General features: G+C 46.2%; 27 protein-coding genes and 1 CRISPR repeat array. Of the genes, 10 read left to right on the forward strand and 17 right to left on the reverse strand.

The features are described 5' to 3' along the window. The first annotated feature begins 125 nt into the window (after positions 1–125). The gene (locus ACQ4M5_RS34985) at positions 126–1,631 is read left to right on the forward strand and encodes a pentapeptide repeat-containing protein (RefSeq protein WP_430680407.1); all 1,506 of its coding nucleotides are present in this window, start codon (positions 126–128) and stop codon (positions 1,629–1,631) included. A gap of 10 nt (positions 1,632–1,641) precedes the next feature. Here the strand turns inward: ACQ4M5_RS34985 and ACQ4M5_RS34990 are convergent, their stop codons facing one another. The 7 genes from ACQ4M5_RS34990 to ACQ4M5_RS35020 all read right to left on the reverse strand — a co-directional run bounded on the left by ACQ4M5_RS34990 (position 1,642) and on the right by ACQ4M5_RS35020 (position 6,572). After that, positions 1,642–2,094: an HNH endonuclease gene (locus ACQ4M5_RS34990; protein WP_430680408.1), complete on the reverse strand. Its 453-nt coding sequence runs from the start codon at positions 2,092–2,094 to the stop codon at positions 1,642–1,644. After that, complete coding sequence (locus ACQ4M5_RS34995; RefSeq protein WP_430680409.1) at positions 2,091–2,330, reverse strand: hypothetical protein; 240 nt, start codon at positions 2,328–2,330, stop codon at positions 2,091–2,093. Before ACQ4M5_RS34995 ends, ACQ4M5_RS34990 begins: the two co-directional genes overlap by 4 nt. 85 nt (positions 2,331–2,415) lie before the next feature. Then, on the reverse strand, positions 2,416–3,870 hold the full coding sequence (gene cls / locus ACQ4M5_RS35000) for a cardiolipin synthase (RefSeq protein ID WP_430680410.1): 1,455 nt from the start codon (positions 3,868–3,870) through the stop codon (positions 2,416–2,418). After that, positions 3,867–4,691 (reverse strand): endonuclease/exonuclease/phosphatase family protein, encoded by an 825-nt coding sequence (locus ACQ4M5_RS35005; RefSeq protein WP_430680411.1) that lies wholly within the window; start codon positions 4,689–4,691, stop codon positions 3,867–3,869. The genes cls and ACQ4M5_RS35005 overlap by 4 nt, the downstream gene beginning before the upstream one ends. Before the next feature lie 59 nt (positions 4,692–4,750). Next, positions 4,751–5,131 (reverse strand): XisI protein, encoded by a 381-nt coding sequence (locus ACQ4M5_RS35010; protein WP_430680412.1) that lies wholly within the window; start codon positions 5,129–5,131, stop codon positions 4,751–4,753. Next, on the reverse strand, positions 5,107–5,532 hold the full coding sequence (locus ACQ4M5_RS35015) for an element excision factor XisH family protein (RefSeq protein ID WP_430680413.1): 426 nt from the start codon (positions 5,530–5,532) through the stop codon (positions 5,107–5,109). Before ACQ4M5_RS35015 ends, ACQ4M5_RS35010 begins: the two co-directional genes overlap by 25 nt. After that, positions 5,529–6,572 carry a hypothetical protein gene (locus tag ACQ4M5_RS35020; protein WP_430680414.1) on the reverse strand — a complete coding sequence of 348 codons (1,044 nt, stop codon included), beginning with the start codon at positions 6,570–6,572 and terminating at the stop codon, positions 5,529–5,531. Before ACQ4M5_RS35020 ends, ACQ4M5_RS35015 begins: the two co-directional genes overlap by 4 nt. 106 nt (positions 6,573–6,678) lie before the next feature. Here ACQ4M5_RS35020 and ACQ4M5_RS35025 point away from each other — a divergent pair, with 106 nt between their 5' ends. After that, entirely contained in the window at positions 6,679–7,905 is a 1,227-nt protein-coding gene (locus tag ACQ4M5_RS35025; RefSeq protein ID WP_430680415.1) for an NAD(P)/FAD-dependent oxidoreductase, read from the forward strand. A gap of 48 nt (positions 7,906–7,953) precedes the next feature. Next, positions 7,954–8,373, forward strand: a complete 420-nt coding sequence (locus tag ACQ4M5_RS35030; protein ID WP_430680416.1) for a hypothetical protein — start codon at positions 7,954–7,956, stop codon at positions 8,371–8,373. On the opposite strand, the gene ACQ4M5_RS35035 is transcribed toward ACQ4M5_RS35030, so the two are convergent. After that, positions 8,351–9,340, reverse strand: coding sequence for a glycerol acyltransferase (locus tag ACQ4M5_RS35035; protein WP_430680417.1), 990 nt, complete (start codon positions 9,338–9,340; stop codon positions 8,351–8,353). The genes ACQ4M5_RS35030 and ACQ4M5_RS35035 overlap by 23 nt on opposite strands. 156 nt (positions 9,341–9,496) lie before the next feature. On the opposite strand from ACQ4M5_RS35035, the gene ACQ4M5_RS35040 reads away from it, so the two are divergent. Continuing rightward, on the forward strand, positions 9,497–10,078 hold the full coding sequence (locus tag ACQ4M5_RS35040) for an alpha-ketoglutarate-dependent dioxygenase AlkB family protein (protein WP_430680418.1): 582 nt from the start codon (positions 9,497–9,499) through the stop codon (positions 10,076–10,078). Between the two features lie 19 nt (positions 10,079–10,097). Further along, entirely contained in the window at positions 10,098–11,558 is a 1,461-nt protein-coding gene (locus ACQ4M5_RS35045) for a hypothetical protein (protein WP_430680419.1), read from the forward strand. Here the strand turns inward: ACQ4M5_RS35045 and glgA are convergent. Next, the gene (glgA, locus tag ACQ4M5_RS35050; protein WP_430680420.1) at positions 11,555–12,955 is read right to left on the reverse strand and encodes a glycogen synthase GlgA; all 1,401 of its coding nucleotides are present in this window, start codon (positions 12,953–12,955) and stop codon (positions 11,555–11,557) included. The two genes, ACQ4M5_RS35045 and glgA, sit on opposite strands and share 4 nt — an antisense overlap. A gap of 96 nt (positions 12,956–13,051) precedes the next feature. Between glgA and ACQ4M5_RS35055 the strand changes: the two genes are divergently transcribed. After that, positions 13,052–13,720, forward strand: a complete 669-nt coding sequence (locus tag ACQ4M5_RS35055; RefSeq protein WP_430680421.1) for a Uma2 family endonuclease — start codon at positions 13,052–13,054, stop codon at positions 13,718–13,720. 7 nt (positions 13,721–13,727) lie between these two features. Here ACQ4M5_RS35055 and ACQ4M5_RS35060 read toward each other — a convergent pair whose 3' ends face one another. From ACQ4M5_RS35060 to psbQ, 6 genes are all read right to left on the reverse strand, one after another. Further along, a complete protein-coding gene (locus ACQ4M5_RS35060; protein ID WP_430680422.1) occupies positions 13,728–14,474 on the reverse strand; it encodes a phosphoadenylyl-sulfate reductase in 747 nt (248 codons plus the stop codon). Positions 14,475–14,539: 65 nt separating this feature from the next. Continuing rightward, positions 14,540–15,508, reverse strand: coding sequence for a hydroxymethylbilane synthase (gene hemC, locus ACQ4M5_RS35065; protein WP_430680423.1), 969 nt, complete (start codon positions 15,506–15,508; stop codon positions 14,540–14,542). A 104-nt stretch (positions 15,509–15,612) separates the two neighbouring features. After that, positions 15,613–16,047 (reverse strand): hypothetical protein, encoded by a 435-nt coding sequence (locus ACQ4M5_RS35070; protein WP_430680424.1) that lies wholly within the window; start codon positions 16,045–16,047, stop codon positions 15,613–15,615. Positions 16,048–16,055: 8 nt separating this feature from the next. After that, positions 16,056–16,334: a hypothetical protein gene (locus ACQ4M5_RS35075; protein WP_430680425.1), complete on the reverse strand. Its 279-nt coding sequence runs from the start codon at positions 16,332–16,334 to the stop codon at positions 16,056–16,058. Positions 16,335–16,365: 31 nt separating this feature from the next. Further along, positions 16,366–17,439, reverse strand: a complete 1,074-nt coding sequence (locus ACQ4M5_RS35080) for an NAD(P)/FAD-dependent oxidoreductase (RefSeq protein ID WP_430680426.1) — start codon at positions 17,437–17,439, stop codon at positions 16,366–16,368. Positions 17,440–17,491: 52 nt separating this feature from the next. Next, the gene (gene psbQ, locus ACQ4M5_RS35085; RefSeq protein WP_430680427.1) at positions 17,492–17,935 is read right to left on the reverse strand and encodes a photosystem II protein PsbQ; all 444 of its coding nucleotides are present in this window, start codon (positions 17,933–17,935) and stop codon (positions 17,492–17,494) included. Positions 17,936–18,114: 179 nt separating this feature from the next. Between psbQ and ACQ4M5_RS35090 the strand changes: the two genes are divergently transcribed. Further along, positions 18,115–19,293, forward strand: coding sequence for an HhoA/HhoB/HtrA family serine endopeptidase (locus tag ACQ4M5_RS35090; protein WP_430680428.1), 1,179 nt, complete (start codon positions 18,115–18,117; stop codon positions 19,291–19,293). A gap of 28 nt (positions 19,294–19,321) precedes the next feature. Here the strand turns inward: ACQ4M5_RS35090 and ACQ4M5_RS35095 are convergent, their stop codons facing one another. After that, the gene (locus ACQ4M5_RS35095; protein ID WP_430680429.1) at positions 19,322–19,645 is read right to left on the reverse strand and encodes a DUF760 domain-containing protein; all 324 of its coding nucleotides are present in this window, start codon (positions 19,643–19,645) and stop codon (positions 19,322–19,324) included. 154 nt (positions 19,646–19,799) lie between these two features. Between ACQ4M5_RS35095 and ACQ4M5_RS35100 the strand changes: the two genes are divergently transcribed. From ACQ4M5_RS35100 to ACQ4M5_RS35110, 3 genes are all read left to right on the forward strand, one after another. Then, a complete protein-coding gene (locus ACQ4M5_RS35100) occupies positions 19,800–20,036 on the forward strand; it encodes a hypothetical protein (RefSeq protein ID WP_430680430.1) in 237 nt (78 codons plus the stop codon). A gap of 52 nt (positions 20,037–20,088) precedes the next feature. Further along, positions 20,089–20,850: an IS1 family transposase gene (locus tag ACQ4M5_RS35105; RefSeq protein WP_430680431.1), complete on the forward strand. Its 762-nt coding sequence runs from the start codon at positions 20,089–20,091 to the stop codon at positions 20,848–20,850. 936 nt (positions 20,851–21,786) lie between these two features. Further along, positions 21,787–22,986, forward strand: a complete 1,200-nt coding sequence (locus tag ACQ4M5_RS35110) for an SAVED domain-containing protein (protein WP_430680432.1) — start codon at positions 21,787–21,789, stop codon at positions 22,984–22,986. A 188-nt stretch (positions 22,987–23,174) separates the two neighbouring features. Beyond that, positions 23,175–23,488: direct repeats of the CRISPR family, unit length 36 nt; unit sequence GTTTCCGTCCCCTTGCGGGGTAATGAAGTCCTGAAC. Between the two features lie 331 nt (positions 23,489–23,819). Here ACQ4M5_RS35110 and ACQ4M5_RS35115 read toward each other — a convergent pair. Continuing rightward, positions 23,820–26,282 carry a hypothetical protein gene (locus ACQ4M5_RS35115; RefSeq protein WP_430680433.1) on the reverse strand — a complete coding sequence of 821 codons (2,463 nt, stop codon included), beginning with the start codon at positions 26,280–26,282 and terminating at the stop codon, positions 23,820–23,822.

Here is a 26,282-nt window from a genome sequence, read left to right on the forward strand (position 1 = left end):
CGAGCACCAGTTTGGCTTTGAATTGGGGGGTGTATTTTTTCGCTGAATTTGACATGCACTTGATCCTACTCCTATTTGGACTCGTTGTCGCTCTCGGAGTGGTCTAATTTTTAGGGGGCATTTCAATGGCTGTCGCTGTCGCTGTCTCTGTCGCGATGGCTGTCGCTGTCTCTGGCGCTGTCTCTGTCGCTGTTGCTGGCGCTGTTGCTGTCGCTGGCGCTTTCGCTGTCTCTACCGCTTTCGCTGTCGCTTTCGCTGTCTCTGTCGCATCGGGCTTGTTAAGTCTCTACATCGCGTGGCGAGTTTCTAAGAATGATGAAAAATTTGAATTAGCTCGTAGCTTTGGCGTAGCGTTTTCATCGCTGGGTGGAACACGCTTCTACAACGCCAATTTAACAAGTGCAAACTTTACAAAGGCAACGCTCAAAAGCACCAACTTCCGAAGAGCAACTCTCACCCATGTTTGCTGGGAAGAAGCCAAGAAATTAGACCGTGCTAGAGTCGGCGACTCGATTTTGCAACATTCAAACGTTCGCGAACTCTTGACAACGCGGAATGGATACAAAAAGTCATTCATTGCAGCCAATTTAGAAGGAGCAAACCTTCAGGGTATTAATCTCGAATCTGCAAATCTCACCCGTATCAATCTCAGCAAAGCACTTTTGCAGGGTGCAAATCTCAAAAAGGCAAATCTTCGCGAATCTCTAGCCCTTGGTGCAGATTTCACAGGCGCTTATCTGACAGGAGCTTGTCTCGAAGCCTGGAATGTTGACCACACCACCACGCTCGATCGAGTCGATTGCCAATACATCTTTCTCCTCGAACACCCTAATTCGATCGGCAGTCGAGAACGCCGCCCTCACAATCCCGATACCGTCTTCGACCCTGGAGATTTCGAGAAACTCTACAAAAAAATTCTCAACACCGTCCAGATTCTCATGCGAAACGGCATCAACCGCGAAGCCTTCGCCGCCGCCTTTCAACAACTCATGCAGGAAAACCCCGGTATCACTCTCGATTCCATTCAAGGCATTGAGAAAAAAGGCAACGATGTCCTACTCACGCTTGAAGTCCCCGAAAACACAGACAAAGCCCAAGTTGCTAAAACATTCGAGTTAACGTATGACGATCGCATTCAACAACTCGAAGCCGAAAACAAACAGTATCTCTTAGACTTCAAAACAATGGCAATGGCGATCGCCAAAAATCCAGCCCAAATTACCAACATTCTCACGACAGGAAATCCAGCCATGAACGACAACAGCATCAACATCAGCAATGTCACAGGTTCAACGATCAACTTAGGCGAAATCAGCGGCAGCGTTTCAAATGTGGTGAATCAGCTTTCCAGCACTCCTGAGCAGCAAGAACTAAAAGCACACTTAATCGAACTGCAAGCCGCGATCGAAACCGAACCCGTTCTTTCCCTAGAAGACAAAGCCGATGCCCTCGAAGAAGTCAAAACTCTAGCCGAAGCCGCCCAAGATCCAGCTAAACAAGGACTCGGCAGAAAAGCCATCAAACTTCTCAAAGGCACTGCCGCCTCACTTCCCGCAGCCGCTACATTCGCTGAAGCCTGTAGCAAACTCTTGCCGCTGATTGCCAAAGCGATCGGGCTACCTGTGCCCTAAAGTGCGATCGCTAATCTTGCAAAATCGGATCACCTTGAGGCGGATGCCATCCTCCACGTATCCACAAACGACGAGCGGCAATAATTGAGCCTTCATCATGCTCATCATCGTTCATATCAAGCCGCTTACAAGTCGCTCTTCCAATTGCTGTAAGTCCCACGACTTTCAAACCATCCTTAGACCAAGAGAAATGCTCAGCCCATGAGTGCGCTCTAGGATTAAACAAACGCACAACACGCTTCGTCTGTGGATCAATGGCAGTTGTAAAATTGTAGCGGCGCATATTACAGCGGTGGCACGCCAAAATTAAATTATCAACATCATCAGAGCCTTCTAGAGATTTAGGTTGAGCGTGATCAAGTGTAAATCGGGTTGTACTTCCTTCTTCAGAAGAATGACAGTACTCGCACAAATAACTTGCTCGCTGCCGGATAAGCTTACGAGTTGAGGCACTAATGGTCATGAATCTGCGATCGTGCGAGCATTGAGTAAGGTAAAAATTCGATCGAGTTCTGCAAGCCCTCTTAACTCCGCGAGTTGCTCACCTGTAAGCTGTTCTTGCTTATATAAATCAATGAGTTCTTCAAAACGCTCCTGTAGTTCTGCTGTAAACTTAAACAGCTTCAAACCTCTTACAGTTTCTACAGTAATGCCTGTTTCCACCCATGAAGATGGCTGCACCATTAACTCTGTGACCATTGTTGACTATCAATAACACTTTGACCTGATCGTAATCGATTCCTACGATTACCGTTACAGAAGAAGCCAGATTCTAACAGGTTCCTCACAGAATCGGAGCAAACAATCGTGCAATTCTCGCAATCAATCGAAACCATAACGGACGTTTGCGATAGTCCCCAGGTTCAACAAATTTACAGAGTTCTAAATCGTCTCGCAGCATTGTTTCAACCGATTGCACAAAAAGTCGATCGAGCACAAACACCATCACTTCAAAGTTGAGCAAGAACGATCGATTATCGAAATTTACCGTTCCAACTCCAGCGATCGCATCATCAATCAAAATCACTTTCTGGTGCATAAATCCAGGTTGATATCGATAAATTTTCACACCAGCGGTTTGCATCTCGTTGTAATACGAAAACGCGCAAAAGTAGACCATGAAATGATCGGGACGATTCGGAAGCAGAATTCGCACATCAACACCGCGAATCGCCGCTAGTTTTAGAGCAGTCGCGATCGAATCATCGGGCACAAAATACGGGCTGGCAATCCACAGCCTTTGTTTTGCCTGATTGATCGCATCGACAAAAAACAAAGTACAAGCTGGAACATGATCAGCAGGACCCGTCGGAAACACTAACGCCGTTTGATTAAATTCTGGTTTCGGAGCAATGTTCCAATTGACTTCAGGAAGATGCCGAGTTGCCCAGAACCAATCGCCTAAAAAGCTCCCTTGCAAGCATTTCACAGCCGTTCCTTGGACTCTCAGATGTGTATCGCGCCAAGGACTGAGCGGCGGTTTATAACCAAGATATTCGTCACCGATATTAAATCCACCGACAAAGCCGATCGCACCATCCACAATCAAAATTTTGCGGTGATTGCGAAAGTTAATTTGCCAGCGATTTCCCCGTCCTTTCGTGCTTTTGAAAGCTCTCACTTTCACACCTGCTTGACGCAGCGATCGACGATACGATCGTTCAAGTCCTCGTGTCCCAATCCCGTCATAAAGCAAGTAAACTCGAACGCCTTGATTTGCTTTCTGAACTAACGCTTTACAGAATTCATATCCAGTTTCGTCGTCTTCCAAAATATAAGTTTGCAGCAAAATGTAATCGGTTGCCGATTGAATTGCCGATAGCATTGCTTTAAACGTTGCCTTTCCATCAATCAGCAATTCACAATAATTGCCCGTAGTAAATGGAATTGTCGTTAACGAATCTGCTAACTGTTGTAGTGAAGCGAATTCTTTTGGCAAATCCGTTTTGTACTCTAAAGCTTCTTGATAAACCTGTTGAGCCAGCGTGTTATGTTCCACATAAGCGGCATGGAGCGCTTCTGCATATCCGTAAAATCGATTCCGTCCCAAAACCCAATACATCGGAATCGCCAACCACGGGAAAGTCAGGAGCGAAATGCTCCAAGCCACCGCCCCACGAGACGATCGTACTGTCATCACGGCATGAGCCGCATTAATCACGCCTAAGATATGAACAACAACTGCGACAATGCTAAAGATACGAACGGAACCACCGACGCTCAACATAGCTTTGCTCAAACGTGGAACTCAACCAGCATCGGTTTATGATCAGAGGATTGAATGTGATCGAGAACACGCGCTTGAAGATAATTCTGCCGCAAACCCCGATAGAAAATATGATCGAGCGGTGGAGACAACAAAAATCGCTTGATATTTTGAGCATCCATTTCGGGAAACTCTGCTCTTGATAAACCGAGCCTGCGCGTCATCTTATCAAGCATCTGCCACCTCGATCGATTCCACGTATTGAAATCTCCCGAAAAAATGATCGCTCCAGTGTGTTGTGCGATCGCGCTTTCCAATTCCCGCAGTTGCGCTTTGAATTTCTCTAAATCAACGAAATTAATTAAATGCGAATTAATCGTCAACAGTGTTCCCTGTGCAAATGGATGCTCTGTGACTAAAGAGACTTTCGGCGTATTCGAGACAGGCTCAAAATGTTCAGTGACTAAAGCTCTGTGGTTTACAGAAGTCGATCGAGATGCCGTTAAGACACCTGCATAGATGTTGTGATACTGATCGATAAAGTTAGGTGCAAAACTCCAGCTTAATTCTGCCAACTTGAAATTCTTAGTACGAGCACACAGGCTAAATTCCTGAAGAAAGATCAAATCTGGACAATAGCGATCGACAATCCAATCGAAATCCATCTGCCAAGTGCGATCGTCATTATTCTTAGCGATATTCCAATTTAGCACCCGAACTGCTTTCTCATTCAATGGCGCAGTTTCAGCATGGTGGTGATGAAGAACGGTTTCATCGGTGCGGACAAATCGATAAGGCGGCAGCAAATTTCTTAGAGAAAGATTTCCCGCGAAGCCTGTTTCCAACTTGGTCATGTTTGATCCCAGATGCAACCGTTTGCAAACCTATCTTAAGTTGTTTTACGAAGATTGGATTATTCGACAGCATAATCTGGATTGAAATGACGTAGATGTTTCGGGATGAATCCTAAAACAACGTTCGCTCGCTCAACTCCTTCCGCAACCAATTCATCACCGATTTCAATATCCGTTTGATTCTGTTGAATCCACACTTTCCCTTCAATGAGGTCGAGGTGCAGAATCGGTAGAAAAATCCGTTTCCGGTTTTGCCAGCCAACTTCGAGCAGTTGATAGCGATCGTGTTGCAAATCGAACACTGGAACCATTTGAAGATCCGGACTCAAAGCTTGTAAGTGGGAAGACAAAACCTTAAGAATTGCATTGCGATACGCCGCAACCTTCTCCTCGTGGTTCGGGATGGCTATAGAAGTTAAATCTGGGGATCGGGATTCCATTGCACAATCTCCTCAGTGATTGAATCAATGATAAGTAAATTAACTTGATAACGACGAATACTGGACTGAAAAAACTCCTCTGTGAGTTCTTGATCGTAGATTTCTGCTGGAACTGCGAGATAAGGAAGATGAGAAAGTTGATTATGTTCTAGCACGAGGCAGTAATTGAGATACTGTCCAAGTGCGCCGTGCCATGCGTATACGATGCTTGGCACAACGAAGCTTTTAACTTCTACTGCAATCTGAATTCTGCCTTTTTCTGCAAAAAGAATCTTCTCTGCGGCTAGATCAATTTTTACGTCTTTGCTGCCAAATTTAAGTGGTAGCGGTTTTGGTTGGCTCCATCCGTCTCGAACCAAGGCAGTGACAACAGAAGATTGAAACCGATCGATCGCACTCATTCAATTTCTCCGCCCGCTGATTCCTCTTCTAATTTCAGTCGGATCGTGTGAGAGAAATTCTCGCCCCTGGGATCGCCAAAGTAAAACTCGATCGAGTTATTCGACAAGCGTTCCAACGACTTCAACATAGATCGAAGATTTGGAGTACTCGCACCCGTATCTTCGTAAAGCTTGTCAGACAAAGAATTCACTCGCTTCCAAGTTGTGTAGAGTTTCGCGATCGCGTGTTCCAGTTGAGCCGCTTGATTTACCAATTCCGCCGCAGAATTGAGACACCCTAATCGCATCGCTTCATCAAGTGCAGTCTCAATGTTGACCGATTCATCATTCAAAGCTTGCACTTGAGGAGCCGCTTCAAGATAACGAGATAGCGATCGTGCTTCTCCAGTGGCTTGCTTTAAAGTGTCAAGATCTGGATGTTCTGCGATCGCTTGTCGAATCGAAGCTTGATGGAACTCTGGTAATTTCTCTAAATGCTTTACTAACGGCGCAACATAGCGAGTTGGAATCGTTTGATCGACCACTTTTTCGCGAATTTCTTCCGGTAGCAAATCAGAACTCATCGCAGTCCAATCGTCTGACAATTGCTGAACTTCTCGACGAGTAATGCGATCGCCTCTTTTTGCTGCATCCCCAACAAGCTGTTGCACTTCCGGTTCACACTGTGCTGTTTCGACAAAGGCTTGCTTGCTAAAGCGATTTACATCTTCAGGCTCAATGTGTCCACCTGCCAGTAAGGTATCCGCGCTGTTTGCCAATTCGATTAATTTGTAAGCCTGTGTTTTGCTGATTTCCCGATCGCGCAACCAATTCAAAAATCCGGTTCCGTTCTGGCTCTTCTCGCGCTCTCGGACGGCTCTGAGAATCCGCCCCCGCCAAATATCGGTCTGTAAATCGAAGCGATCGCACACTTGCCAAGCTTGTTCGATTTGTTGCTGAAAGGCAAGCTCCTCAATTCGATCGTCATTCGGATCAGGCAGATCAAACTTAAACTCAGACGGCTCTAGGGCTTCGAGGGTGAGGGTTTTCGTGCGTGCCATTGGGGACAAGAAAAAACAGCCGCATCATTATTGCATCTTTGTTGCCTGATGCTGCGATCGCATTCCAAATCGCCTAAGATCAAGATTCGATCTGGGTATAAGAACAGTGGAATTAGTTGTCATCGGTGGCGGAGCAGCAGGATTTTTTGGGGCGATTTGTGCGGCGAAATCGGGGGTCGATGTGACGTTGCTCGAAGCAGGTCAGCAATGTTTATCGAAAGTTCTAATTTCGGGTGGGGGTCGCTGTAATGTGACTCATGCGTGTTTTGAGCCGTCTTTGCTCGTTCAGAATTATCCCAGAGGCGGAAAAGCGTTAAGAGGGGCATTCTCGCAGTTTCAGGCGAAACACACGATCGAATGGTTTACCGATCGCAATGTCAAACTAAAAACCGAAGCGGATGGACGGATTTTTCCGATTACTGATGATTCGAGGACGATCGCAGATTGTTTATTCAATCAAGCCGCAGATTTGGGCGTGAAAATCTACACGCAAGCTCCAGTGAAATCGGTGTCTAAGTTGGGTGAAAAATTCTCGATCGAGCTTCGTTCCGGTCGCGTTCTCACTGCTGATCGCGTTCTCATTGCAACCGGAAGCAATCCAAACGGCTATCAGTTCGCGAAATCATTGGGGCATTCGATCATTGATCCGGTTCCATCGCTGTTTACTTTCAATGTGAAAGACGATCGCTTATCTGATCTCGCGGGTGTTTCCGTTGATCCGGTTCGTCTGAAATTACAAGTCGGTGATTCAAAATTCGAGCAAACTGGAGCACTGTTAATCACACACTGGGGATTGAGTGCGCCTGCGGTTCTAAAGCTCTCCGCATGGGCAGCAAGAGAACTGCATGATCACAAATATCAAGCCCAACTCACAATCAATTGGTTGCCGAAACAGAATCCAGAACAATTGCGACAAGAACTCATGGCAGTGAGAAACCAGATTCCACAGAAGTCGATCGCTGCAAATTGTCCAGTCATGTTACCGCGCCGATTGTGGGAGAGATTCGTTGAAATTGTGGGAATCGATCGCGATCGCAGATGGGCAGAACTTTCAAACAAAACATTGAATCAATTGATTCAAGAACTCACTCAAGGAAGCTATCAAATTTCAGGTAAAGGCGCATTCAAAGAAGAATTTGTCACTTGTGGTGGAGTAAACCTTAAAGAGATCAACTTTAAAACAATGGAAAGCCGAAGCTGTCCGGGTCTTTATTTCGCGGGTGAAATATTAGATATTGATGGTATTACAGGCGGATTCAACTTTCAGAGTGCTTGGACGACAGGTTGGATTGCTGGAAATGCAATTGCAAACTTGTCGAAGTTAAGTGTCTAGACGGTGCATCGACTCAAGGCAACTTCTCGCTTCATCTTTGGGGATGTCATGTTTAAACTAATTTCTGCTGTGGTTGCAGGCGCGATTGTGCTTGCACCTTTGTTGCCCGCTCATGCGGATAGCTATCGAGTTCGATCGACTAGATTTGGGGTCACAGTTGGAACACCTGGGTTTGGAATCTCGATCGGAAATCGCGCTAGATATCGCCCGTTCCGCAATGAGGTGATTCTGCGTCGAAGCTTCTACAATCCCTACAAACCCATCTATCCCAACACCTATAATCCGGGTCGCGTCTATTCTCCTGGCTTTGGCTCTCCGGTCATTGTTGCACCGAGAGCAAGAACCGTGATTATCAATCGAGGAAATGACAACTACTACAGAAGCTCTTACTGTGGCAGTGTGATTTACGGTAGTCCGATCGCGTCTCCGATTCCGGTTGATCCGTTTACTGGATTAGCTTGTCGTTAATTTCCTGTTGTAGACGCGATCGCAATTCTTCGGCACGATCGTAGAACTGCGATCGCGTGAATTCCTCGTTGGGCGGCAGTTGCAAGGGTTGAAAGTAATACTTCAATCGTGTTCTCACTGCCCAAACTCCTAACGATGGAAACAATACGAACAGCAACAGCAACGGTGATACAGGCAACAATGGCATTCTTAACACTCGTGCCAGTCGTTTCGAGTTCACTGTCCAAGGATGCAAAAACTCACTACCGATACAAATTGTGGGCGAAACTGGAACCTGATATCTCGCACTCAATCGCATAAAACTCGGATCAAACCGCTCCAACTGATAGCGATGTCGCCAACCTTTTGCCAGTCCTCTCCAACTTTCGGGCGCATAGAGCAACACAGTTTTTTGTGCGATCGCTTCCTCAAAACTATCTTTCTCTGCACGAACTCCCCCCAGCACCCGCGCCCATCCCCGTGGCAACCACCACACGAGCCACGGATGATCAAAGAAAATCGGATGCGCCACAGGTTGCACAAACCATCCGGTTTTCTCACCCAGCAACACCCCTAAGCAAACGAAATCCCAAGGAAAGCACATTCCCGCGTGATTCAAAGTCACGATCGCGGGAGGATTTTCGGCTAAATGTTCGATTTGATGTAACTCTGCTCGAAAATAGCGAGTGACGATCGGGAATAAAATCTCTTCTCGAAACGCTTTTTGATAAGCCGGATCGGGTTCAGTCGATTCGGATTTGGGCGATCGGAATCCCAAGCGCACCCACCGAATCAACAATGCTAGATAAAATCCTGCGGGAATTAGAAATAGTAAATATTCCAGCCAATTCCAGCCGTCTGGATCGTCATGATAGTGCTGCCAGTGACGATTGAATAAAATCAACCATCCAGGCGGATACCAAAAGCAAAACCAGTCAAACCAGGAAAACTGGAAAGTCATAGGCGCAACATCAATCAGGTTATTCATTTGAAATACCGCAGATCGGGTTCAAAACAGATCTGCCTTAGTGCATCTCTTTCATCAGTTTTAGAAGTCGCGTGATTCTAGCATGAAAAATTTTGATCGATTGTTCAGACCAGAATTGGTATCTATATACTAAAGAAGTGAATTACCGCGATCGCAATGTCTAACTGCTCCCTAATTAAACAGAATGGAACTGTCTTTCTCTATGAGAATCTATTTGATCAAGCGGAAGCCGATCAACTCTATTCTGAGCTATTAACAGACATTGACTGGCAGCAAGATCACCTCAAGATTTATGGTAAAAATGTGCCGCTTCCTCGTCTCACGGCTTGGTATGGAGAAAAGCAGTACAGCTATTCTGGAATCGAAATGCAACCCCGATCGTGGACAGAATCTTTATTAGTCATTAAGTCCCGTATTGAACCGTTATCAAATATTCGCTTCAATAGTGTTTTACTCAATCTATACCGCGATGGAAATGATAGTGTTTCGTGGCACAGCGATGATGAACCTGAACTTGGCAAAAACCCGATCATTGGTTCTGTCAGTTTCGGAGCAACGCGCCGATTTTCATTTAAACATCGGTATGACAGAAATTTGAAAAAAATTGATGTTGAATTAACTCACGGTAGTTTTTTATTGATGGCTGAAGAAACGCAACATTATTGGCTTCATCAAATTCCAAAAACAAAGAAATTAACGATGCCAAGAATTAATTTGACGTTTAGAATGATTCGTTGACGAGCGCCTGTCTCCAAAAATGAATGATTTATACGAATACATTTTAGAAAGTCTTCGCAAGCTCAGCAAAACGCAGAATAACGAAACTCAGTTTAATCAATTCCTCAGATCATTAAAGCCGAGTGTTCGATCGCTGCGAAAAGCTTATGCAGATCATCAAATTATCGTTGATTATTCAACTCTAGATATTCAAGCAGCTTACCTAATTGCGTATTACCCCCAATATGCAGAAATGACCTTTAGAGCATTAGAAAACTTTGGATTTGCTCAAGAGATTCGCGATCAAGGTCAGCTTACAGTTTGTTTATTCGGTTCAGGTCCTTCCCCAGAAATTATCGGACTACTCAGCTACCTCAATCAAACGCAGATTCAATCAGTTACGATCGAGACTTTTGATATTGCATCAGATACTTGGAAATTAAGCCGCAATATCACGATTGAAGAAATCCGACCTCAAATTTGGAAAAAAGACTTTTCAATTCATAGTCATACCCTTGATTTTTGCAAAGAACATTCATTTCATTCAATCCAACCAATTATTGCTAAAAGCCAGTTATTCATCTTTCAAAACTGTTTGAATGAGCTTTTTAATGCCAAGGAAGTTGTAAAGCAGAATATTGAATTTCTTCTAGAGTCAATGCCCGACTCTAGTATGTTGATCATTGCAGATCAGGGGGAATATCAAGAAGTTGTCCGAGCAATGAACGGCATAGAAAACTTAATCTCTATGCTCAATCTAAGACATGAATATGAGTCTTTCTCGATAGAGCGCCTAGAAGGAGAAACCGCGCATTTTTCAACTCAATTAAAGCTCCCGCAAACAATAAAAACGCATTTATTAACCGGATCTGATGGATTAATTCCTAGAAAGAAAGTGAGAGCGAGTTATTGCAAAGTTCTGAGATTAGTGACTGAGGCTCGTGCAATGTTTGTCGATCGACAACTCATTGCTCAACTCGAAGCAGAACTGCAACAGCTAAAACAAGTCGAGCAAGATCATGCAACGGCTACATTGCTTCTAATTCAGCAGGTCGAAAATCAAATGAATCAAGTCTTAGATTCAGTCGAAACGCTCACTAATTTTGCTGAGAATTACCGCGAACAGTACTCGAAGCTCTCTAACCAATTCACGCAGCTTGAACGATCGACGCAAGAAGCTACCACTCCGATCGTCCAACTTCAAGAAGAACTACAACAACTCAAAGCTAACTTGAACGATACAGCTTCATCTGAACAAGTCAGCCAATTAGAATCTGCTCTTCAAACAATCGAACAACGACTCAATCAAATCGAAACTGAGCGAAATTCAATCCTGCTTAAAGACCAATTCGATCAGTGGAATCTCTCCATACAGCGTCAAGCTGAAATCGATCGAGACACACTGATCAAACGCTTAAAGCAAAATCGCCAAATCACGATCGCGCTCACCTGCATCAGTGTTGTAAGCTTCTTGATTGCTTCGATCGCACTATTCCGCTAACCCACTTCGACCGTTCCCGGTTCTGGAACTCCTAACACCCGATGATAGAGACGATCGTATTCCACTGCCGATTTCTTCCAGCTAAAATTCTGCTGCATTCCCCGCTGTTGAAGTTCTTTCCACAATCCCTTAAATCGATACGCTTCATTCGCCCGCACCATCGACGTAAATAGATCTAACGGCTCATAGCGATCGAAACAATATCCCGTCCCTGCCTGATTCTCTGGATCGTTGTGTGAAACAGTATCGACTAATCCACCTGTCCGCCGCACGATCGGCACACAACCATACCGCATCGATAGCATTTGACTAATGCCACAAGGCTCAAATCGAGACGGCATCAGAAACGCATCCGATCCCGCATAGATTCGACGTGCCAAAGCATCGTTGTAGAGCAAATAGACCGACATTCGCCCGCCATAGCGCGAAGAGAGTTGCCACATCTGAGTTTCGTAATACCGATCGCCTGTTCCCAACAAAATAAACTGAGAATCGGTATAGGCAAGATAGCGATCGAGAATCTGAATCACCAAATCCAATCCTTTCTGCTCCACTAATCGCGTCACCATTCCGACCAAGAACGCTTTGGAATTAACTTCTAATCCGACTTCTTCTTGGAGTGCGATTTTGTTAGCAATGCGATCGTCGAGCGTGTCGATCGAAAATGGTTTCGCGATCGCTTTATCGACTTCTGGATCATAAGAATCCGTATCGATTCCATTCACAATCCCAGAAACTTTGCCGCTGATAAACGATAGCAATCCTTCCAGCGATTCCCCATACGTTGGTGTTTTGATTTGGTCTGCATACGTGGGCGAAACGGTTGTCACCCAATCCGCAAACTGTACTGCCGCCGCCATCGTGTTATGTCCCTGCATATACCAAGGACACCAAGTCATCTTCTCCAACTTCCAGCGCCAAGGACCTTGATACGCCAAATTATGAATCGTAAAAATCGTAGAAATATCCGGGTCTTGGTGCATCCACACCGGAATCATTCCCGTATGCCAATCATGACAGTGAATAAGATTCGGCTTCCAATAGTTCCAAGCAAACTCCGCCGCTCCATTGGCAAAGAACGTAAACCGCCAATCTTCATCCTCTCCACCATAAATCCGACGCGGATCAAACGCAGGATGTCCAAATAGATACAGCGGCACATCCGTTCCCGGCAACACCGTTTCATACACCGCAAAGGCATTAAACATTGCAGACCCTTGCCAAATCGGTTCTGCCGGAATCTTGATCTTGTCATTCAGAAAGCCATAGTACGGCAGGAAAACCCGGACATCATGCCCCATCGCTCTGAGCACTGCGGGTAACGCCCCGACCACATCGCCCAATCCACCCACTTTCGCGATCGGGGCTGCTTCCGTTGCCACAAACAAAATCCGCATCTGGCTTTCCTCTCTGGTTTCGCACTGTCATCATACGACGAGCGCGATCGTCATTTCCGTATATGCCAAAATCAAAGAAACGCTGAGGTTTGCACTATGGTCAGCCAAGTTTCGACTCCTCCTTTGGAAAGCGGCGATCGTCTCTCCCGCACTGAGTTCGAGCGTCGTTATGCTTTATTTCCCAATCTCAGAGCCGAATTAATTGAAGGAGTCGTATACGTGGCATCCCCCGTCCGAGCAAAACAACACGGTAGACCTCATGCTTATGTGATTGGCTGGCTAACCGCCTATGTTGCCGCAACTCCAGGAGTTGATATTGAAGATAATGCTACCGTTCGGCTTGATCTTGATAACGAGCCTCAGCCTGATGCGTTATTACGAATTGAACCGGAAGCTGGGGGAAATTCTCGAATTACCGAAGACGATTATATTGAAGGTGCGCCAGAACTAATCGTTGAAATTGCCGCCAGTAGTGCATCTGTTGATATGAATGCCAAACTGAACGCTTATCGTCGTAATGGTGTGAAAGAATACTTGGTTTGGCAAATTTACGAGAATCAGATTCGCTGGTTTCAGCTACAAGGTAGCGAATACGTAGTGTTAGAACCTGAAAATGATGTGATCAAAAGTCGAGTGTTTCCGGGATTATGGTTAGCGATCGCGTCACTTCAGCAAGGCGATATCGCGACTGTTTTAGCGACGCTCCAAACTGGGTTAAGCAGTTCAGAGCATCAAGAATTTGTCGCTGCTTTGTACCGCGTTTAGCGATCGACTACGCTGATTTGGTCGGATTCATTGCGTGTAGACCACATTCTTTCTTCGTAGCATCTTCCCACCACCAACGACCTTCGCGCTCGTGCTGACCGGGTAGAACTGCTTTCGTGCAAGGCTCGCATCCGATACTGACAAAGCCTTTTTCGTGTAGCGGATTATACGGCACTTCAAACCCACGAATATACAGCCACACATCCGCAGAAGACCAGTTTGCCAAGGGATTGAACTTGATCAACTGTCGATCGTCTGACGAGAAAGCAGTATCAACTTGCACAGCCGGAACCGTTGCACGAGTCGAAGGATTCTGATCCTTACGCTGTCCCGTAATCCAAGCATCTAAGGTTCCAAGCTTGCGACGAAGCGGTTCAACCTTGCGAATTCCACAGCATTCGTTGTGTCCGTCTTCGTAAAAGCTGAAGAGTCCCTTTTCACTGACAAGTTTTTGAACTTTCTCGGTGTTGGGGAAAAGAATGTCGATCGTGCAGCCGTAATGCTTTCTGACTTGCTCAATAAATTGGTAAGTCTCGGCATGAAGTCTGCCCGTATCAAGGCTAAACACCTGAACTTTCTTGCCCAAGCGGTGTGCCATATCGATCAGCACGACATCTTCTGCACCGCTAAACGAAATCGCAATGTTGTCAAATTGATCGAGTGCCCGCGCCAGAATCTTCTGTGGGCTTTGCGTTGAGAGTTCCGCGTCTAGACTTGCGATGTCTAGAGCGGATTGCGCGATCGTCTGCGCCATGATTGTGTTCTCCGGCGTTCCCTAGTAATGCGTTTTCTATTATCGATCTTTATGCGCTCGATCGTTTAACCGCGATTAATGGTGGCGAAAATCTCGTTGAGAATTTCCTGTGCTCCTTGTTCTTTCGCTCGATGCGCTAGTTCGGTTCCAAGCTTCTCTGCGTCAGTTGCAAGTCCCGAAACACTATCTTTCACGAGCTTCTGACCGTCTAAGCTTGCGACAATTCCAGTCAGCGTCAAAGTGTCACCTTCGATCGTGGTGTTAACCCCGATCGGCACTTGGCAACCGCCTTCTAATTCTCGCAAAAATGCCCGTTCTGCATAACAGCGATAAGCAGTCGGCTGATGTTCCAGAACTTTCAAGATTTCGAGAATTTCGGTATCTCCTTCGCGGCATTCGATTCCGAGTGCGCCTTGACCCACTGCATGAAGGGAAATGTCCGAGGAGATGAGTTGATGAATACGATCGCTTAATTCCAATCGGTTCAATCCAGCCGCCGCCAGAATCAACGCATCATAGTCGCCCGAATCCAATTTTGCCAATCGCGTAATCACATTTCCGCGCACATCTTTGAAGCTTAAATGTGGATAGTGATGCCGCAATTGAGCTAACCGCCGCAGCGAAGAAGTTCCAATGATCGATCCTTCTGGCAACGAAGCGAGGTCTTTATCTTTATGCTTCTCATGCACGACCAAGGCATCTGCGGGATCTTCGCGCTCCGTGACACATCCGAGCATCAAACCATCCGGAAGCCGAGTCGGTAAATCCTTCAAAGAATGCACCGCGAAATCGGTTGTGCCATTGAGCATTCCATCTTCAAGCTCTTTGGTAAATAAACCTTTGTCGCCAATTTTTGCCAATGCGACATTGAGGACTTTATCGCCTTGAGTTTCCATCGTGTGGACTTCAAAAGTGCGATCGGGAAATGCTTTTTGTAACTGCTCCTGCACCCAATAAGTTTGCACTAATGCGAGTTGGCTTTTGCGGGAAGCAATCTTGATGGTACGGGTTGGGCTAGAAACAGTGCTGGACATAATTAACGGGAAGTTAAAACGTGCTTTTCAAGTGACTATCCTTCACCTTACCGTAGTGTGATGCCCGATTTGAGTGTTTATCTGGCTGAATTCGTTACAGATGATTAAGCAGCCGATTTCAATTGAGCATTGAGAAATCTGTCTAATTTTTCCTGATGGGCTGCATAAATTTTCCACACAGTACTATCGATCAATTCAAATACAAATACGCAAGAATGAGGGTCGTTTATCTTAAAGTTAACTGCCGGAAGCTTAGAACTTAGACAGGCGACAAGGGTGAGGTTAATAACGTCCTCGAATGAGTTTGCAAGTTTTACTAAATCCTGCCAATTAAGGATCATCGGAGACTGTTGAATTTGGCTTTCTAAATCTAAAATTCCTGCTTGCCAAACTTCACTAATATCGCCGATCGCTTCTAAATCAAGAATCGCCCAAACGAGCTTCTGATCTTCTTCTGGAATCAGGCGTAATAGATCGATTAGCTGAATTGATAAAGCTCCGGAGTCATTCTTTTGCGACAGTTCAATCAGGGCTGACATAAAGACCTCTATAGTGATATTGGTTCAGCACTCATCCGTTTTCCCGTATTTGCATCATATCGATGTTGGTGTGGATTTGTATGATCAGCGCGATCGTGATTGGTGAAATCGATGTCTCGAATTAACTTTCCGTTTTCTCCAAACTCGCGAACTCGAGTGTAGGTTTCATTTCTTCTTCGACTGGTTCTTTGTCCTAGTTGTGTATGTGGAAAAGAAGAATCAGGTAATGCGCGTCCAGTTTTTGGATCTCTCGGTAAAGGTTGATTGAATGTATAAATTTGGGTCATTGAAATCTGATCAGTCCAGGCGCTGCTGAAATTATGCAGACGAATCAATTTCTAAAATTCTTGCTTTCACTTGTTCTGCGGTCGCGGGCGCTAACAGAACCCCGTTTCGGTAATGTCCTGTTGCAAGTAGAATATTTGGCTCCAATTCTTCGATCACTGGCGCAGGACGACCTTGAGGACGCGGACGCAATCCAAACCACGATCGAACAATTTCCGCCTCTTTCAACTCAGGACAAAACTCGATCGCTCTCTGCACCACTTGATCCAACATCGATCGATCGGGTGGCAATACTTCCCCCGCTTCATTCGGAAACTCAACTGTTGCACCAATCCAATACTCAGAATTTCCAAGCGAAACAATATGCACATCATCGCCTGTGATCACGGGCAAAAGTTTATCGCTCAAAGCCTTCGGTAATCGAACATGAATCGCTTGACCCAGAACGGGGCGAATATCGACTTTCTCAATTTCGCTCGTTCCTACTCCAGCCGAAATCACGACATAATCCGATTCAATGAAACCTTGCGAAGTTTGAATTTGCTGATTTTTTCTGCCAATCACTTTAGTTCCAAATTGAAAATCTACACCTTGGAGCTTTGCGCCTTCGATTAGGGCTTGAGTGAGTGAAACCGGATTAATTTGTCGATCGCTGGGTGAATAAATCGCAGCAATGGCTCGATCGAGAAACGGAAACTCTAATTTCAATCGTTCCTGATCCCAAATTTCTAGCAGCAAATCCTGTTTTCGTCGCACTTCAACTAAGCGATTCCAGACCTCTAGATCATCAGAAAATTGCAGCATCAAAATGCCTTGACGATTGAAAGGAATCGATCGACCCGTCAACGCCTCTAACTCCGGAACAGTTTCGTTGTAATACTGAATTCCTGCCAGTCGCATCCGCAGATTACGACCCTTTTCTTTTTTGCTAATTGCGCCCATTAATACGCCGAGTGCCGCCCCTGTAGCGCTTGGGTACTCGGTCAAATCGGGTTGAACCGGAGTCAATTGAGCATCGACAACCGTAATTTCTAAATCTGGAATTTTGCTGAGTTCGTAAGCGATCGTTGCTCCGACCACTCCGCAACCGACGATCGTAATTCTCATAAGCAGGGCGAAGAATCAATCAGTGTCAAATTCATTCCTCGCCCTCCCGGTGCTAACCTTGCGGAATCAACTTCGTGAAAGCGTCCAAATCTTTCACCGTTTCACCATAGTAGCGAACTGCATCCTTATAGTTATTCGCGGCTGAAGCTTGATCGATTTCGACCAGATCATTCGCGATCTGTTTTGCCAAATCACGTGCAGGCTTTTGCTCATTTGGTAACAAGCTTCCGGCAACACGGCTCATGATGACGCGAATTTCACCCAACGGACCATGAATGAAATTGCGAGCAAAAATAAAGTCTTCTTTCTGAATTAAGTCTTGCAGTTCCGGTAAGCGATCGCTTAACGCCGTCAAATCCTGAGCATAACCTTGAATTTCCGCAATCTTTTCCGGAGTGTAAGTCGGTTTCACAGCTTGAGGACTACTACATCCGACCATGACGATCGCGATTAGAGTACAACAGACAAGCGCCAAAATAGAACGTAACTTTGCCATAACCTTATCTTCTAAATCACTGGTTCACCGCGCCTTCAAACCCTTGAAAATAGCGCAGTCTGTGTAAAGAAGTGTATCCCAAAACGTGCCCCTTCTGGTCTTGCTACGAGAAATACCGACCAGATTGGAGCAGCAAAGATAAACTGAATACTACCGCTGTTTTTTCTGCGCTTAGGTTTATGGTTCTCTCCTTCAGACAAGTCGCGATCGGAGCTTCACTCTTAGCTGTTGGTGGTGGGGCTGGCTTAGTGGCAAATCACTATCTAACCCAGCAAGGTGGACGACCGTTTCAGGTGCAACAAGCTCCCCCAAGTACGATTTCGGTGTCTCCCGATGCCAGCAAAAACGAGAATTTTATTTCTTCGGCAGTCGATCGAGCAGGTCCGGCAGTCGTCCGAATTAATGCGACTCGTCGCGTATCGAGCAACGTTCCAGAAGCGTTTCGGAATCCAGTGTTTAAAAGATTCTTTGGGGATCAGGTTCCGGCTCCCGAAGATCGAGTTGAACGTGGAACAGGATCGGGCTTTTTGCTCAGTTCGGATGGTCGTTTGTTAACGAATGCTCACGTGGTTGAGGGAACTGATACGGTTGAAGTGACGCTAAAGGATGGGCGCACACTTGAAGGGCGCGTCGTGGGGACTGATCCCGTCACGGATGTGGCAGCGGTAAAAATTGACGCGAATCAGCTACCGACGGTGACTTTAGGAAAATCGACCAGTTTAGTACCGGGACAATGGGCGATCGCCATTGGCAACCCGCTCGGACTCGATAACACGGTGACAGCGGGAATTATCAGCGCCACGGGTCGATCGAGCAGTCAGGTGGGCGTTTCGGATAAGCGAGTTAGCTTTATTCAAACCGATGCAGCGATTAATCCAGGAAATTCGGGCGGACCTTTATTAAACGATCGGGGTGAAGTGATCGGCATTAATACTGCGATTCGGGCGGATGCTCAGGGGTTGGGATTTGCGATCCCGATCGAAACGGCTCAACGAGTGGCAGAACAGCTTTTCACCAAAGGCAGCGTTGATCATCCGTATCTGGGAATTCAGATGATTGACTTAACGGCGGCGATTCGAGATGAATTGAACAAAGAATCGGGCGGTCAAGCGCAAATCACCGACGATCAAGGAGTCTTCATCGCACGAATCGCAGACAATTCTCCCGCAGCCCAAGGAGGCTTACGCCCCGGTGACATTATTAGAAAGATCAATGGCACAGAGGTAAAAACCTCTTCCGATGTGCAATCGCAGGTCGAAGCGAGCCAAATCGGTGCGCCGCTTCAGATTGAAGTGAAACGAGGAAATAGTACCCAGACGGTGCAGGTTCGTCCAGGTGCATTTCCAAAACAAAGATAGAGACGAGGCGCATCTGTAGCGGGTGCGCTCAAAGTTCGTCAATATTGTTTTCGAGTTCCATCCGCTGTTCCATTTGGCGGAGGAAGTAGCCTGTCAACATGGCTGAAGCGAGAAGACCTGCGAGATTTTCGCGATCGGTGGTGATTTTGACGTTGAAGCCCTCTCCCGGTAGCACTCCCACTAACCCTTGAACGTTGTGGGAAACGATTTGCTTGACTTGGGGACTGACCGATCGAGCCACCCGCTCTAAAACTTCGGGGGGTTGGTGCTGAAGGTAACGCAACAAAGCATTTGCGTCGTTGGCTTCTGCATCGGTATGAAGAAAGTTCGCGCTGTCAGGATTAAATGCCATTGGGTTCCACAAAAACCTATCCAATCATTTTGGCATTTCTTTACAAATTCGCCCACTTTGAAGATGGGGAAATTAAATTCTTTAAATTTGTGGGGAGTGGAGAGTGGGGAGACGAATTTTGTATGATTTTGATTATTCCTTCGCCCTAATTCTTATGACTTCTACGTTGTTTGATTCTCTCGCTGTTTTACAACAGGCTGCATTGGCATTTGAAGGTTCTGAGGTGAGCCGACCGGATGCGAATGAAGTTGTGGAGGCACTGTTGCAGGCGGAAAAAGAAGCGAAGCAAAGTGCGATCGGTTACTCATTCTCACAACTGGAAGGAGATTGGCGGCTCTGCTTTGCCACTGGAACTCGCAAGATTCGACAGGGCGGAATGGTAGTGCCCTGAAGGAAATGATGAGAACTAAAATAGAAAGCGTTGCTCAAGTTCGTCTTAAATCATGCAAGAAATCTATCCTTGCCCAAGCTGTGGGTCTGAAGATGTGAGTCGAAATGGTCATACTCGACATGGCAAGCAAAACTACAAATGGCGAGATTGTGGACGACAGTTCGTGCTTGATCCGCAATGGCAAATGTTAAGCGAGGAGCAGAAAGGATTGATTGAGCGATTGTTGCTCGAACGGATCTCCTTGGCGGGGATTGCACGAGTGCTGCAATTATCCGAAGACACGGTTCAACGCTATGTCAATCGCAAATCTCAGCAAGTGGAGCGTCAAGTGGAGGTGAGCGAGAAGCCAAAAAAGCGCCTGAGTGTACAGATGGATGAACTTTGGTCGTTCGTCAATGACAAAGGACAGGAGCAATGGGTCTGGTTAGCCATTGATGCGGCAACACGAGAAATTGTGGAACTGCATATTGGTGATCGCAGTGGCACATCAGCGACGGCGCTTTGGCAGTCATTACCGCCGATTTATCGTCAGTGCACGGTGATCTACACTGACCGATGGAGTGCTTATCCGGGTGCTTTACCCAGTAAACGTCATCGCCCCGTCGATAAAGACAGCGGTTTTACAAGCTACATTGAGCAATTCAACTGCACGTTGAGACAACGAGTGTCGCGATTAGTGAGAAAAAGCTTGTCTTTTTCCAAGAAGCTCGACAACTACATTGCAGCCATCTGGAACTTTGTGCATGACTATAATGCAACGTTGAGACGAAAGATAGCGAAGGCTAGCTGTACTATTTCCTCCAGCCTTTCCTAAATAGCACTACCATCTCTTTGACCCCACCTTAGAATCCTCTATGTATAGTTCCAGGATTTTCCTGTTTCTTTGCACTGTTGTAAAAGTGTAGATTCGTCCGCGCTACACTTCATCATTTTAGCAACCGTCCTGCTCAAACAGAACATTGTTAGAGATGAACGCATGGCGATCGGTGCGCTGCTCTTCTGATAGCTAGAAACATCCTTCAGGGAAATTCTACTGCTACTGAATTGCGCTCTAATTTTAGGAACCAATTCTCAATTGCTTGATCAGGCAAGATGTTACCACAGGGAACCTCGAAAAATTCGATTAAGCCGAATGAGTTGGCGCTGAATTTGAGGCGAAAACTCAGCGAATTGGGGATGCTCCCAAACAAAATTAACAGCTTGATGCGGAACGGCTTGGCTCACCAGAAACGCTAGTAAACTATCAGGATGACGCAGCGAAATGCGATCGCGCTGAGGGATTTCCTTGGTCGGATTTGCTTCAGCCTTGTTTCAGTCCCGTTGCCGGGATTTGTGTGTTTGATCGTAAAAGTATAAGCGTTTACTCTTACAGAAAATAGATGTTTCAGTCCCGTTGCCGGGATTTGTGTGTTTGATCGTCCACGCTCCAGAACCTTTACTGAACAAAGGTTCTACGATCGCTTTTGGCAAAGGTCATCTGAAACTATGATCCCAGCATTTTTTCTACGATTGTGGTACTTTTCTCGTGAGCTAAAACTATCGAATTGTCTTGGTTCTGGCGTTTTGGCAAACCTCCCAAGGTTCTTGCTCCCGCTTCGGGTTGCCAAATTCTGGTCTCATTATAGAGCGATCGTTGAAATTCGGGACGGCCTTAAAAAATCGTTCCAAAACAACGCATACTCTGACTGATCACCGCATAATTCAACGTATTGAGGTATAACCCCGTACAGCAAATCATTCTGATCACGCAATGACTTCATCGGCAATTTCCATCTTCTTCTCCTACTCCCACTCAGATGAACCATTGCGGGATGAGTTAGCAAAGCATCTGAGACTGCTAGAGCGTCAAGGCATGATCGCCTCGTGGCACGATCGTGAAATTACAGCGGGGCAAGAATGGGCAAGTGCAATTGATCATCATCTGGAAACGGCTCAGATCATTTTGCTGCTAGTCAGTGTCAATTTTCTGGCTTCGGACTATTGCTATGACTTGGAAATGAAGCGGGCATTGGAACGACATGAAACTGGATCGACGAGGGTGATTCCGATTATTCTCAAACCTGTCGATTGGGAGTTAGCACCGTTTCGGAAGCTGCAAGCACTCCCTAAAGAGGGTAAGCCGATTACGAAATGGGAGAATCAAGATGAGGCATTTGCGAGTATTGCCAAAGCCTTGCGGGGTGTTGTTGAGGAAATGCAGCGATCGCGAATTGTTCAGCCTTCTCAGGCTGCTGTTGCTCCTTTGAGTTTGTGGATACAGGGATGGAAACAACGAAGCTTTGAAGGTGTGCCGACTGTGGAGCTAGATTGGACAGAGCATTTTGACCTGGAAGTTTTTCCTCGTCGAATTGCTAGTCAAAAGATTTGGGATGAGCAGTTGTTTCCGAGTTTGGATGAAGCGAAGAAGTTTTTTCCAATGGGATCAGTGATTGATGTGCGAGGGCAGATGCCGCTAAGTGCTGCGATCGCGATCGGGACTAAGTTTTTAGAGGTGGAAGGGTATACGCTCCAGGTTTTGCAGCGCACATCTGGTCGAAATCTGCTTTGGAAGTCTTCGGCGCAGAGGTCGGATGTGAAGTTTCATGTGATTGAGGAGGCGGGACAGCCGGGGGAGAATTTGCTGTTGATGTTGGCGGTTACTGGGTCGGAGCGAGAGGCTGCGTTTCGGTTGTTTCAGTCTGGGAAGTTTGATGCGGTTGTGTGTGCGGAGCCTGTTTCTGGGACAGGGGAAGATGCGATCGCGTCGGATGGAGATGCGGTGGCTTTAGCGATCAGTGCGCGGCGGTTAGTTCGGGAGTGTCGCGATCGCTATGGGGCGCGATGTGTGCATTTGGTGTTGTTTTGTCCGGTGGGGTTTGCGCTGTTTTTAGGAATGCGATCAAGGTTTGAGGATGTGTTGACGTATGAGTTTGATGGGAGACAGGGGTATCTGGCTTCGGTGAGGATCTGAGGGCAACGGATGGCGGGTGTGTTGAGATACAGGGGGGATTGGTGAGGAGAAAAGAAACGGATGGTCGATCGGTGTGTTTTTAAGTTCTTCTGCCTTTGTAAATCTCTGATACAGATCCACAGCCCATCCGTTTCTTCTTCCTAACAAATCAAACTCATACGAGGACAAATCAATCATCCGTTGCCGCTGTTTCCGTCCCCTTGCGGGGTAATGAAGTCCTGAACCACCACTATGGCTATCATTGGCTGGGTGGTGTTTGGGTTTCCGTCCCCTTGCGGGGTAATGAAGTCCTGAACTAAAGGCTTCAGTGCTAAAACGAAAACTTCCATTGTTTCCGTCCCCTTGCGGGGTAATGAAGTCCTGAACCAAGGAAAAACACAAAAGCCGCACCAAAGTTTCCGTCCCCTTGCGGGGTAATGAAGTCCTGAACTTTACAGACAATCGGGTGAAAAAGGTTCAAGTGCGAGTTTCCGTCCCCTTGCGGGGTAATGAAGTCCTGAACCCCGGCACTTTTAAAGCCTTACACAGCAAGGCTTTGAGATACCCAAATCTGTCAGGGTCATTTGTACTTGTCAATAAGAGGGGGTTTGTGTCAATAAGCTCCCGGAAAATGAGCCTGAAATCCCTACGCAGCAATCAATCTGTGAGGGTTGACGAAACTATGCGGTTTTCAAGGTTCGGCTGACCCTCGCAGATTTGGGGGTTCTCTATGGTTCGATGAGTACTACTCAGGCAGCTTGAATCTTTAAAACGAATTCGCCACATCTGAATCGTACTCGCATTTGTGTAATTTAGAACATTAAAAAATAATTTGGAGCTGTCAAGGCAAATCGCTAAATTCCACGAATCTCCAGAATAATCCCCTCAACTTCTGGAGTACACCAGTCACTCGACAGCACTCGATCGAATAAAGGCGATCGCGCATGATCAATCCGTCGAATCGTTTTCAGAATCGGCGTAATGTTTTTCCACCGAGTTCGCTGCGAAAAAATTAAACATTCTTGCTCGACTAATCGCACGATGAAAGCAGTATCTAATCGATGAATTGCACTCAGCAAATCAATTACCTCAGCTTCGCTATTGATGACCCGGATTAAATCAATGCTGGTTAGTAAAGTTGCAACCCAGTCTTTTAAGTGATCGATATCTATCTCAGCTTGACTACCAGCACTTTGAGCGATTGCTTTTAGAGCCGCTAAAACCGTTCGACAACTTCCCCCATCTAGCAGTTTCTTCTGCACCAGTCGTAACATTGGATTTCCAACAGATTCTGCAACATGCGGTGGAATCTGACGATGTGTCTGAATCCAGTTTGCTACAATCTCACACCATAAAGAAACAATGGCTTGGTTGTCTTCTTGCTGTAACGCGATCGCAATTTCAGTCAATTCGTTGGAAGTCAGCGTTTTTCCTCGTTCGGTCATTTCAGCGATCGCAGTTAAGCTGTTCACTCGCACTCCTGGAAAGCGCGATCGTACAAGTTCGATCACAGTTGTTAGAGAGAGTTGATCGCCTAATAGCGCATACAAATCTTGAGACGCTGCGGTTGCAACTTCCTTGTACTTGGAATGAGTGGCTTGCAAGATTTGCTCAACTGCTTTTTTGGAAGAAGGGACTTGGGATTGATAGAGCTTGATGAGAAAAAGTTGGGATTCTTTATTGAGGGTTTCTAGCGGAGGATGTTGCTCGATCGAGATAAATCGCAGAAGTCGCCCTTCATACTCAGCTTGCTTTTTGAGAGAGAGTTCGGACACTAATTGCCGGAAGAGTTCACGCGCTGTCCTTGATTGATCAGCTAGAGTATCGAATGCAGGGCGAAGACGGTCTGGATATTGGGTGATGAAGCGTTTTAGCTTTTGTGCGATCGCTTCTTGATGCTCGGCTGAGAAATGTTGTCCTTGCATTCTGAGAAAGCTAGTGATTGCGCTGAAATATCGAGGTTCGAGTTGTTCAAGTGGGCATTGAAGCAGATGCTCAGCAACTTGGGCAACCGCTCCTTGACGAATTGCTTCAGAAAGAACGATCGTGTTGCGTCTGGGTTCGGTTGGACTACCAGTGAGCAGGTCTTGGAAAATGAGGGCGATGATTTTAGGGTTTTGAGCCGCACAGATTCCGATCGCTCTTGCTTGGATGACATCCCAACCGGATGGATTTGCTTTGTGTAAGGTTTCTAGCCAAGCAGACCAGCGTTTCTTCTCCAGAAATGCAGCTAAAAATTTTGCAGTGAGATCTTCTAGCTCCACATTGTCCGGGATTGCCTGCTGGAGCATTACAGTTAGTAATTCTTCTTGAAGTTCGATCGCACAATCAAAATGAAGCTGGATAATTTTGACGCAGCTTCTTGAACCAAATCGAGCATAAAACTGACGTAATGTAGTTAATAAAGCTGGATTCGATCGCTCTTGTAAGAGGGTCAAACTGTCTTGAACGAGCCATCCTAAAATGATCGATTGCTCCTGAATTTCAGAACGCATCGTCACAGCAGCGATCGCATCAGCAAGTCTTGGACTTAACTGATTCCACCATCGAATGGCTAGAGCATTCAAAGTCCGAGCCGTATTGACTGCGATCGCATGATTGCCTTGTGATAGGAGGGACACCATACCTGACCAAACTTCTTCTGCAAATTGGCGAGGTGCAGATTCTAACGCTTGTTGAAGGCGTTTTTGGTAAGCTTCGCCTGATTCGAGAGCAATGGGTAAAAGTTTTAGAATGGCATCAGGACGATCGCGAGAAGCGGCAGCAAAGACGATCGCGCTAAAGATGCCGAGATGCTTTGTGCCTAATTGTTCTACTAGCTGTTCAAATTCGTTATCGGTTTCGAGGATGGTTAGGTATTGACGGAGAACGGGATACCAATGATTGATCGGTTCAGAGGTGGGAGCTTTTAGACGATCGAGCCACTGAGTGCGTTGAGGTTGGGCAGTTTGTCGGGTGAGCCAATATGCGATCGCATATTCTAGTAAGGTTTGGTGGAAGAAGTGGATTTTACTCGAAGGTAAGCTTTCTAGTACGCCTTCACTGAAAAGATCGGCATAGGCTTGAGTGGTTAGCTCTGTGAATTGCACTCCGATTTCGTCGCGGTAGATTGATTCACAGAGTCGGGATTGGGAGAGATCAAACAGGACACGGGCGATCGTGAGACAGAGGTTTTCTTTCTCGATCGCTAATGGCTTGAAAGCACTTTGATCTGCACGACTGTAAGCGATTTTCTCACTCCAATATCGTTTGTATAGTTTGCTTACGGTAAGATCCGGTGGAACATTGCCTTCTTGAGCAAATAAGTCACAGAGCAA

Source organism: Leptolyngbya sp. AN10 (assembly GCF_050565645.1).
GTDB lineage: Bacteria > Cyanobacteriota > Cyanobacteriia > Leptolyngbyales > Leptolyngbyaceae > Leptolyngbya.

Excerpts from the sequence above, each read along its gene's own strand:
- ACQ4M5_RS35080 (WP_430680426.1), bottom strand. The coding sequence starts at position 17,439 with ATGAGAATTACGATCGTCGGTTGCGGAGTGGTCGGAGCAACGATCGCT.
- ACQ4M5_RS35060 (WP_430680422.1), bottom strand. The coding sequence starts at position 14,474 with ATGGCGCAGACGATCGCGCAATCCGCTCTAGACATCGCAAGTCTAGAC.
- hemC (WP_430680423.1), bottom strand. The coding sequence starts at position 15,508 with ATGTCCAGCACTGTTTCTAGCCCAACCCGTACCATCAAGATTGCTTCC.
- ACQ4M5_RS35040 (WP_430680418.1), top strand. The coding sequence starts at position 9,497 with ATGTCTAACTGCTCCCTAATTAAACAGAATGGAACTGTCTTTCTCTAT.
- ACQ4M5_RS35090 (WP_430680428.1), top strand. The coding sequence starts at position 18,115 with ATGGTTCTCTCCTTCAGACAAGTCGCGATCGGAGCTTCACTCTTAGCT.
- ACQ4M5_RS35110 (WP_430680432.1), top strand. The coding sequence starts at position 21,787 with ATGACTTCATCGGCAATTTCCATCTTCTTCTCCTACTCCCACTCAGAT.
- ACQ4M5_RS34990 (WP_430680408.1), bottom strand. The coding sequence starts at position 2,094 with ATGACCATTAGTGCCTCAACTCGTAAGCTTATCCGGCAGCGAGCAAGT.
- glgA (WP_430680420.1), bottom strand. The coding sequence starts at position 12,955 with ATGCGGATTTTGTTTGTGGCAACGGAAGCAGCCCCGATCGCGAAAGTG.
- ACQ4M5_RS35055 (WP_430680421.1), top strand. The coding sequence starts at position 13,052 with ATGGTCAGCCAAGTTTCGACTCCTCCTTTGGAAAGCGGCGATCGTCTC.
- ACQ4M5_RS35030 (WP_430680416.1), top strand. The coding sequence starts at position 7,954 with ATGTTTAAACTAATTTCTGCTGTGGTTGCAGGCGCGATTGTGCTTGCA.
- ACQ4M5_RS35005 (WP_430680411.1), bottom strand. The coding sequence starts at position 4,691 with ATGACCAAGTTGGAAACAGGCTTCGCGGGAAATCTTTCTCTAAGAAAT.
- ACQ4M5_RS34985 (WP_430680407.1), top strand. The coding sequence starts at position 126 with ATGGCTGTCGCTGTCGCTGTCTCTGTCGCGATGGCTGTCGCTGTCTCT.
- ACQ4M5_RS34995 (WP_430680409.1), bottom strand. The coding sequence starts at position 2,330 with ATGGTCACAGAGTTAATGGTGCAGCCATCTTCATGGGTGGAAACAGGC.
- ACQ4M5_RS35095 (WP_430680429.1), bottom strand. The coding sequence starts at position 19,645 with ATGGCATTTAATCCTGACAGCGCGAACTTTCTTCATACCGATGCAGAA.
- ACQ4M5_RS35105 (WP_430680431.1), top strand. The coding sequence starts at position 20,089 with ATGCAAGAAATCTATCCTTGCCCAAGCTGTGGGTCTGAAGATGTGAGT.
- ACQ4M5_RS35045 (WP_430680419.1), top strand. The coding sequence starts at position 10,098 with ATGAATGATTTATACGAATACATTTTAGAAAGTCTTCGCAAGCTCAGC.
- ACQ4M5_RS35100 (WP_430680430.1), top strand. The coding sequence starts at position 19,800 with ATGACTTCTACGTTGTTTGATTCTCTCGCTGTTTTACAACAGGCTGCA.
- psbQ (WP_430680427.1), bottom strand. The coding sequence starts at position 17,935 with ATGGCAAAGTTACGTTCTATTTTGGCGCTTGTCTGTTGTACTCTAATC.
- ACQ4M5_RS35035 (WP_430680417.1), bottom strand. The coding sequence starts at position 9,340 with ATGAATAACCTGATTGATGTTGCGCCTATGACTTTCCAGTTTTCCTGG.
- ACQ4M5_RS35070 (WP_430680424.1), bottom strand. The coding sequence starts at position 16,047 with ATGTCAGCCCTGATTGAACTGTCGCAAAAGAATGACTCCGGAGCTTTA.
- ACQ4M5_RS35020 (WP_430680414.1), bottom strand. The coding sequence starts at position 6,572 with ATGGCACGCACGAAAACCCTCACCCTCGAAGCCCTAGAGCCGTCTGAG.
- ACQ4M5_RS35075 (WP_430680425.1), bottom strand. The coding sequence starts at position 16,334 with ATGACCCAAATTTATACATTCAATCAACCTTTACCGAGAGATCCAAAA.
- ACQ4M5_RS35010 (WP_430680412.1), bottom strand. The coding sequence starts at position 5,131 with ATGGAATCCCGATCCCCAGATTTAACTTCTATAGCCATCCCGAACCAC.
- ACQ4M5_RS35015 (WP_430680413.1), bottom strand. The coding sequence starts at position 5,532 with ATGAGTGCGATCGATCGGTTTCAATCTTCTGTTGTCACTGCCTTGGTT.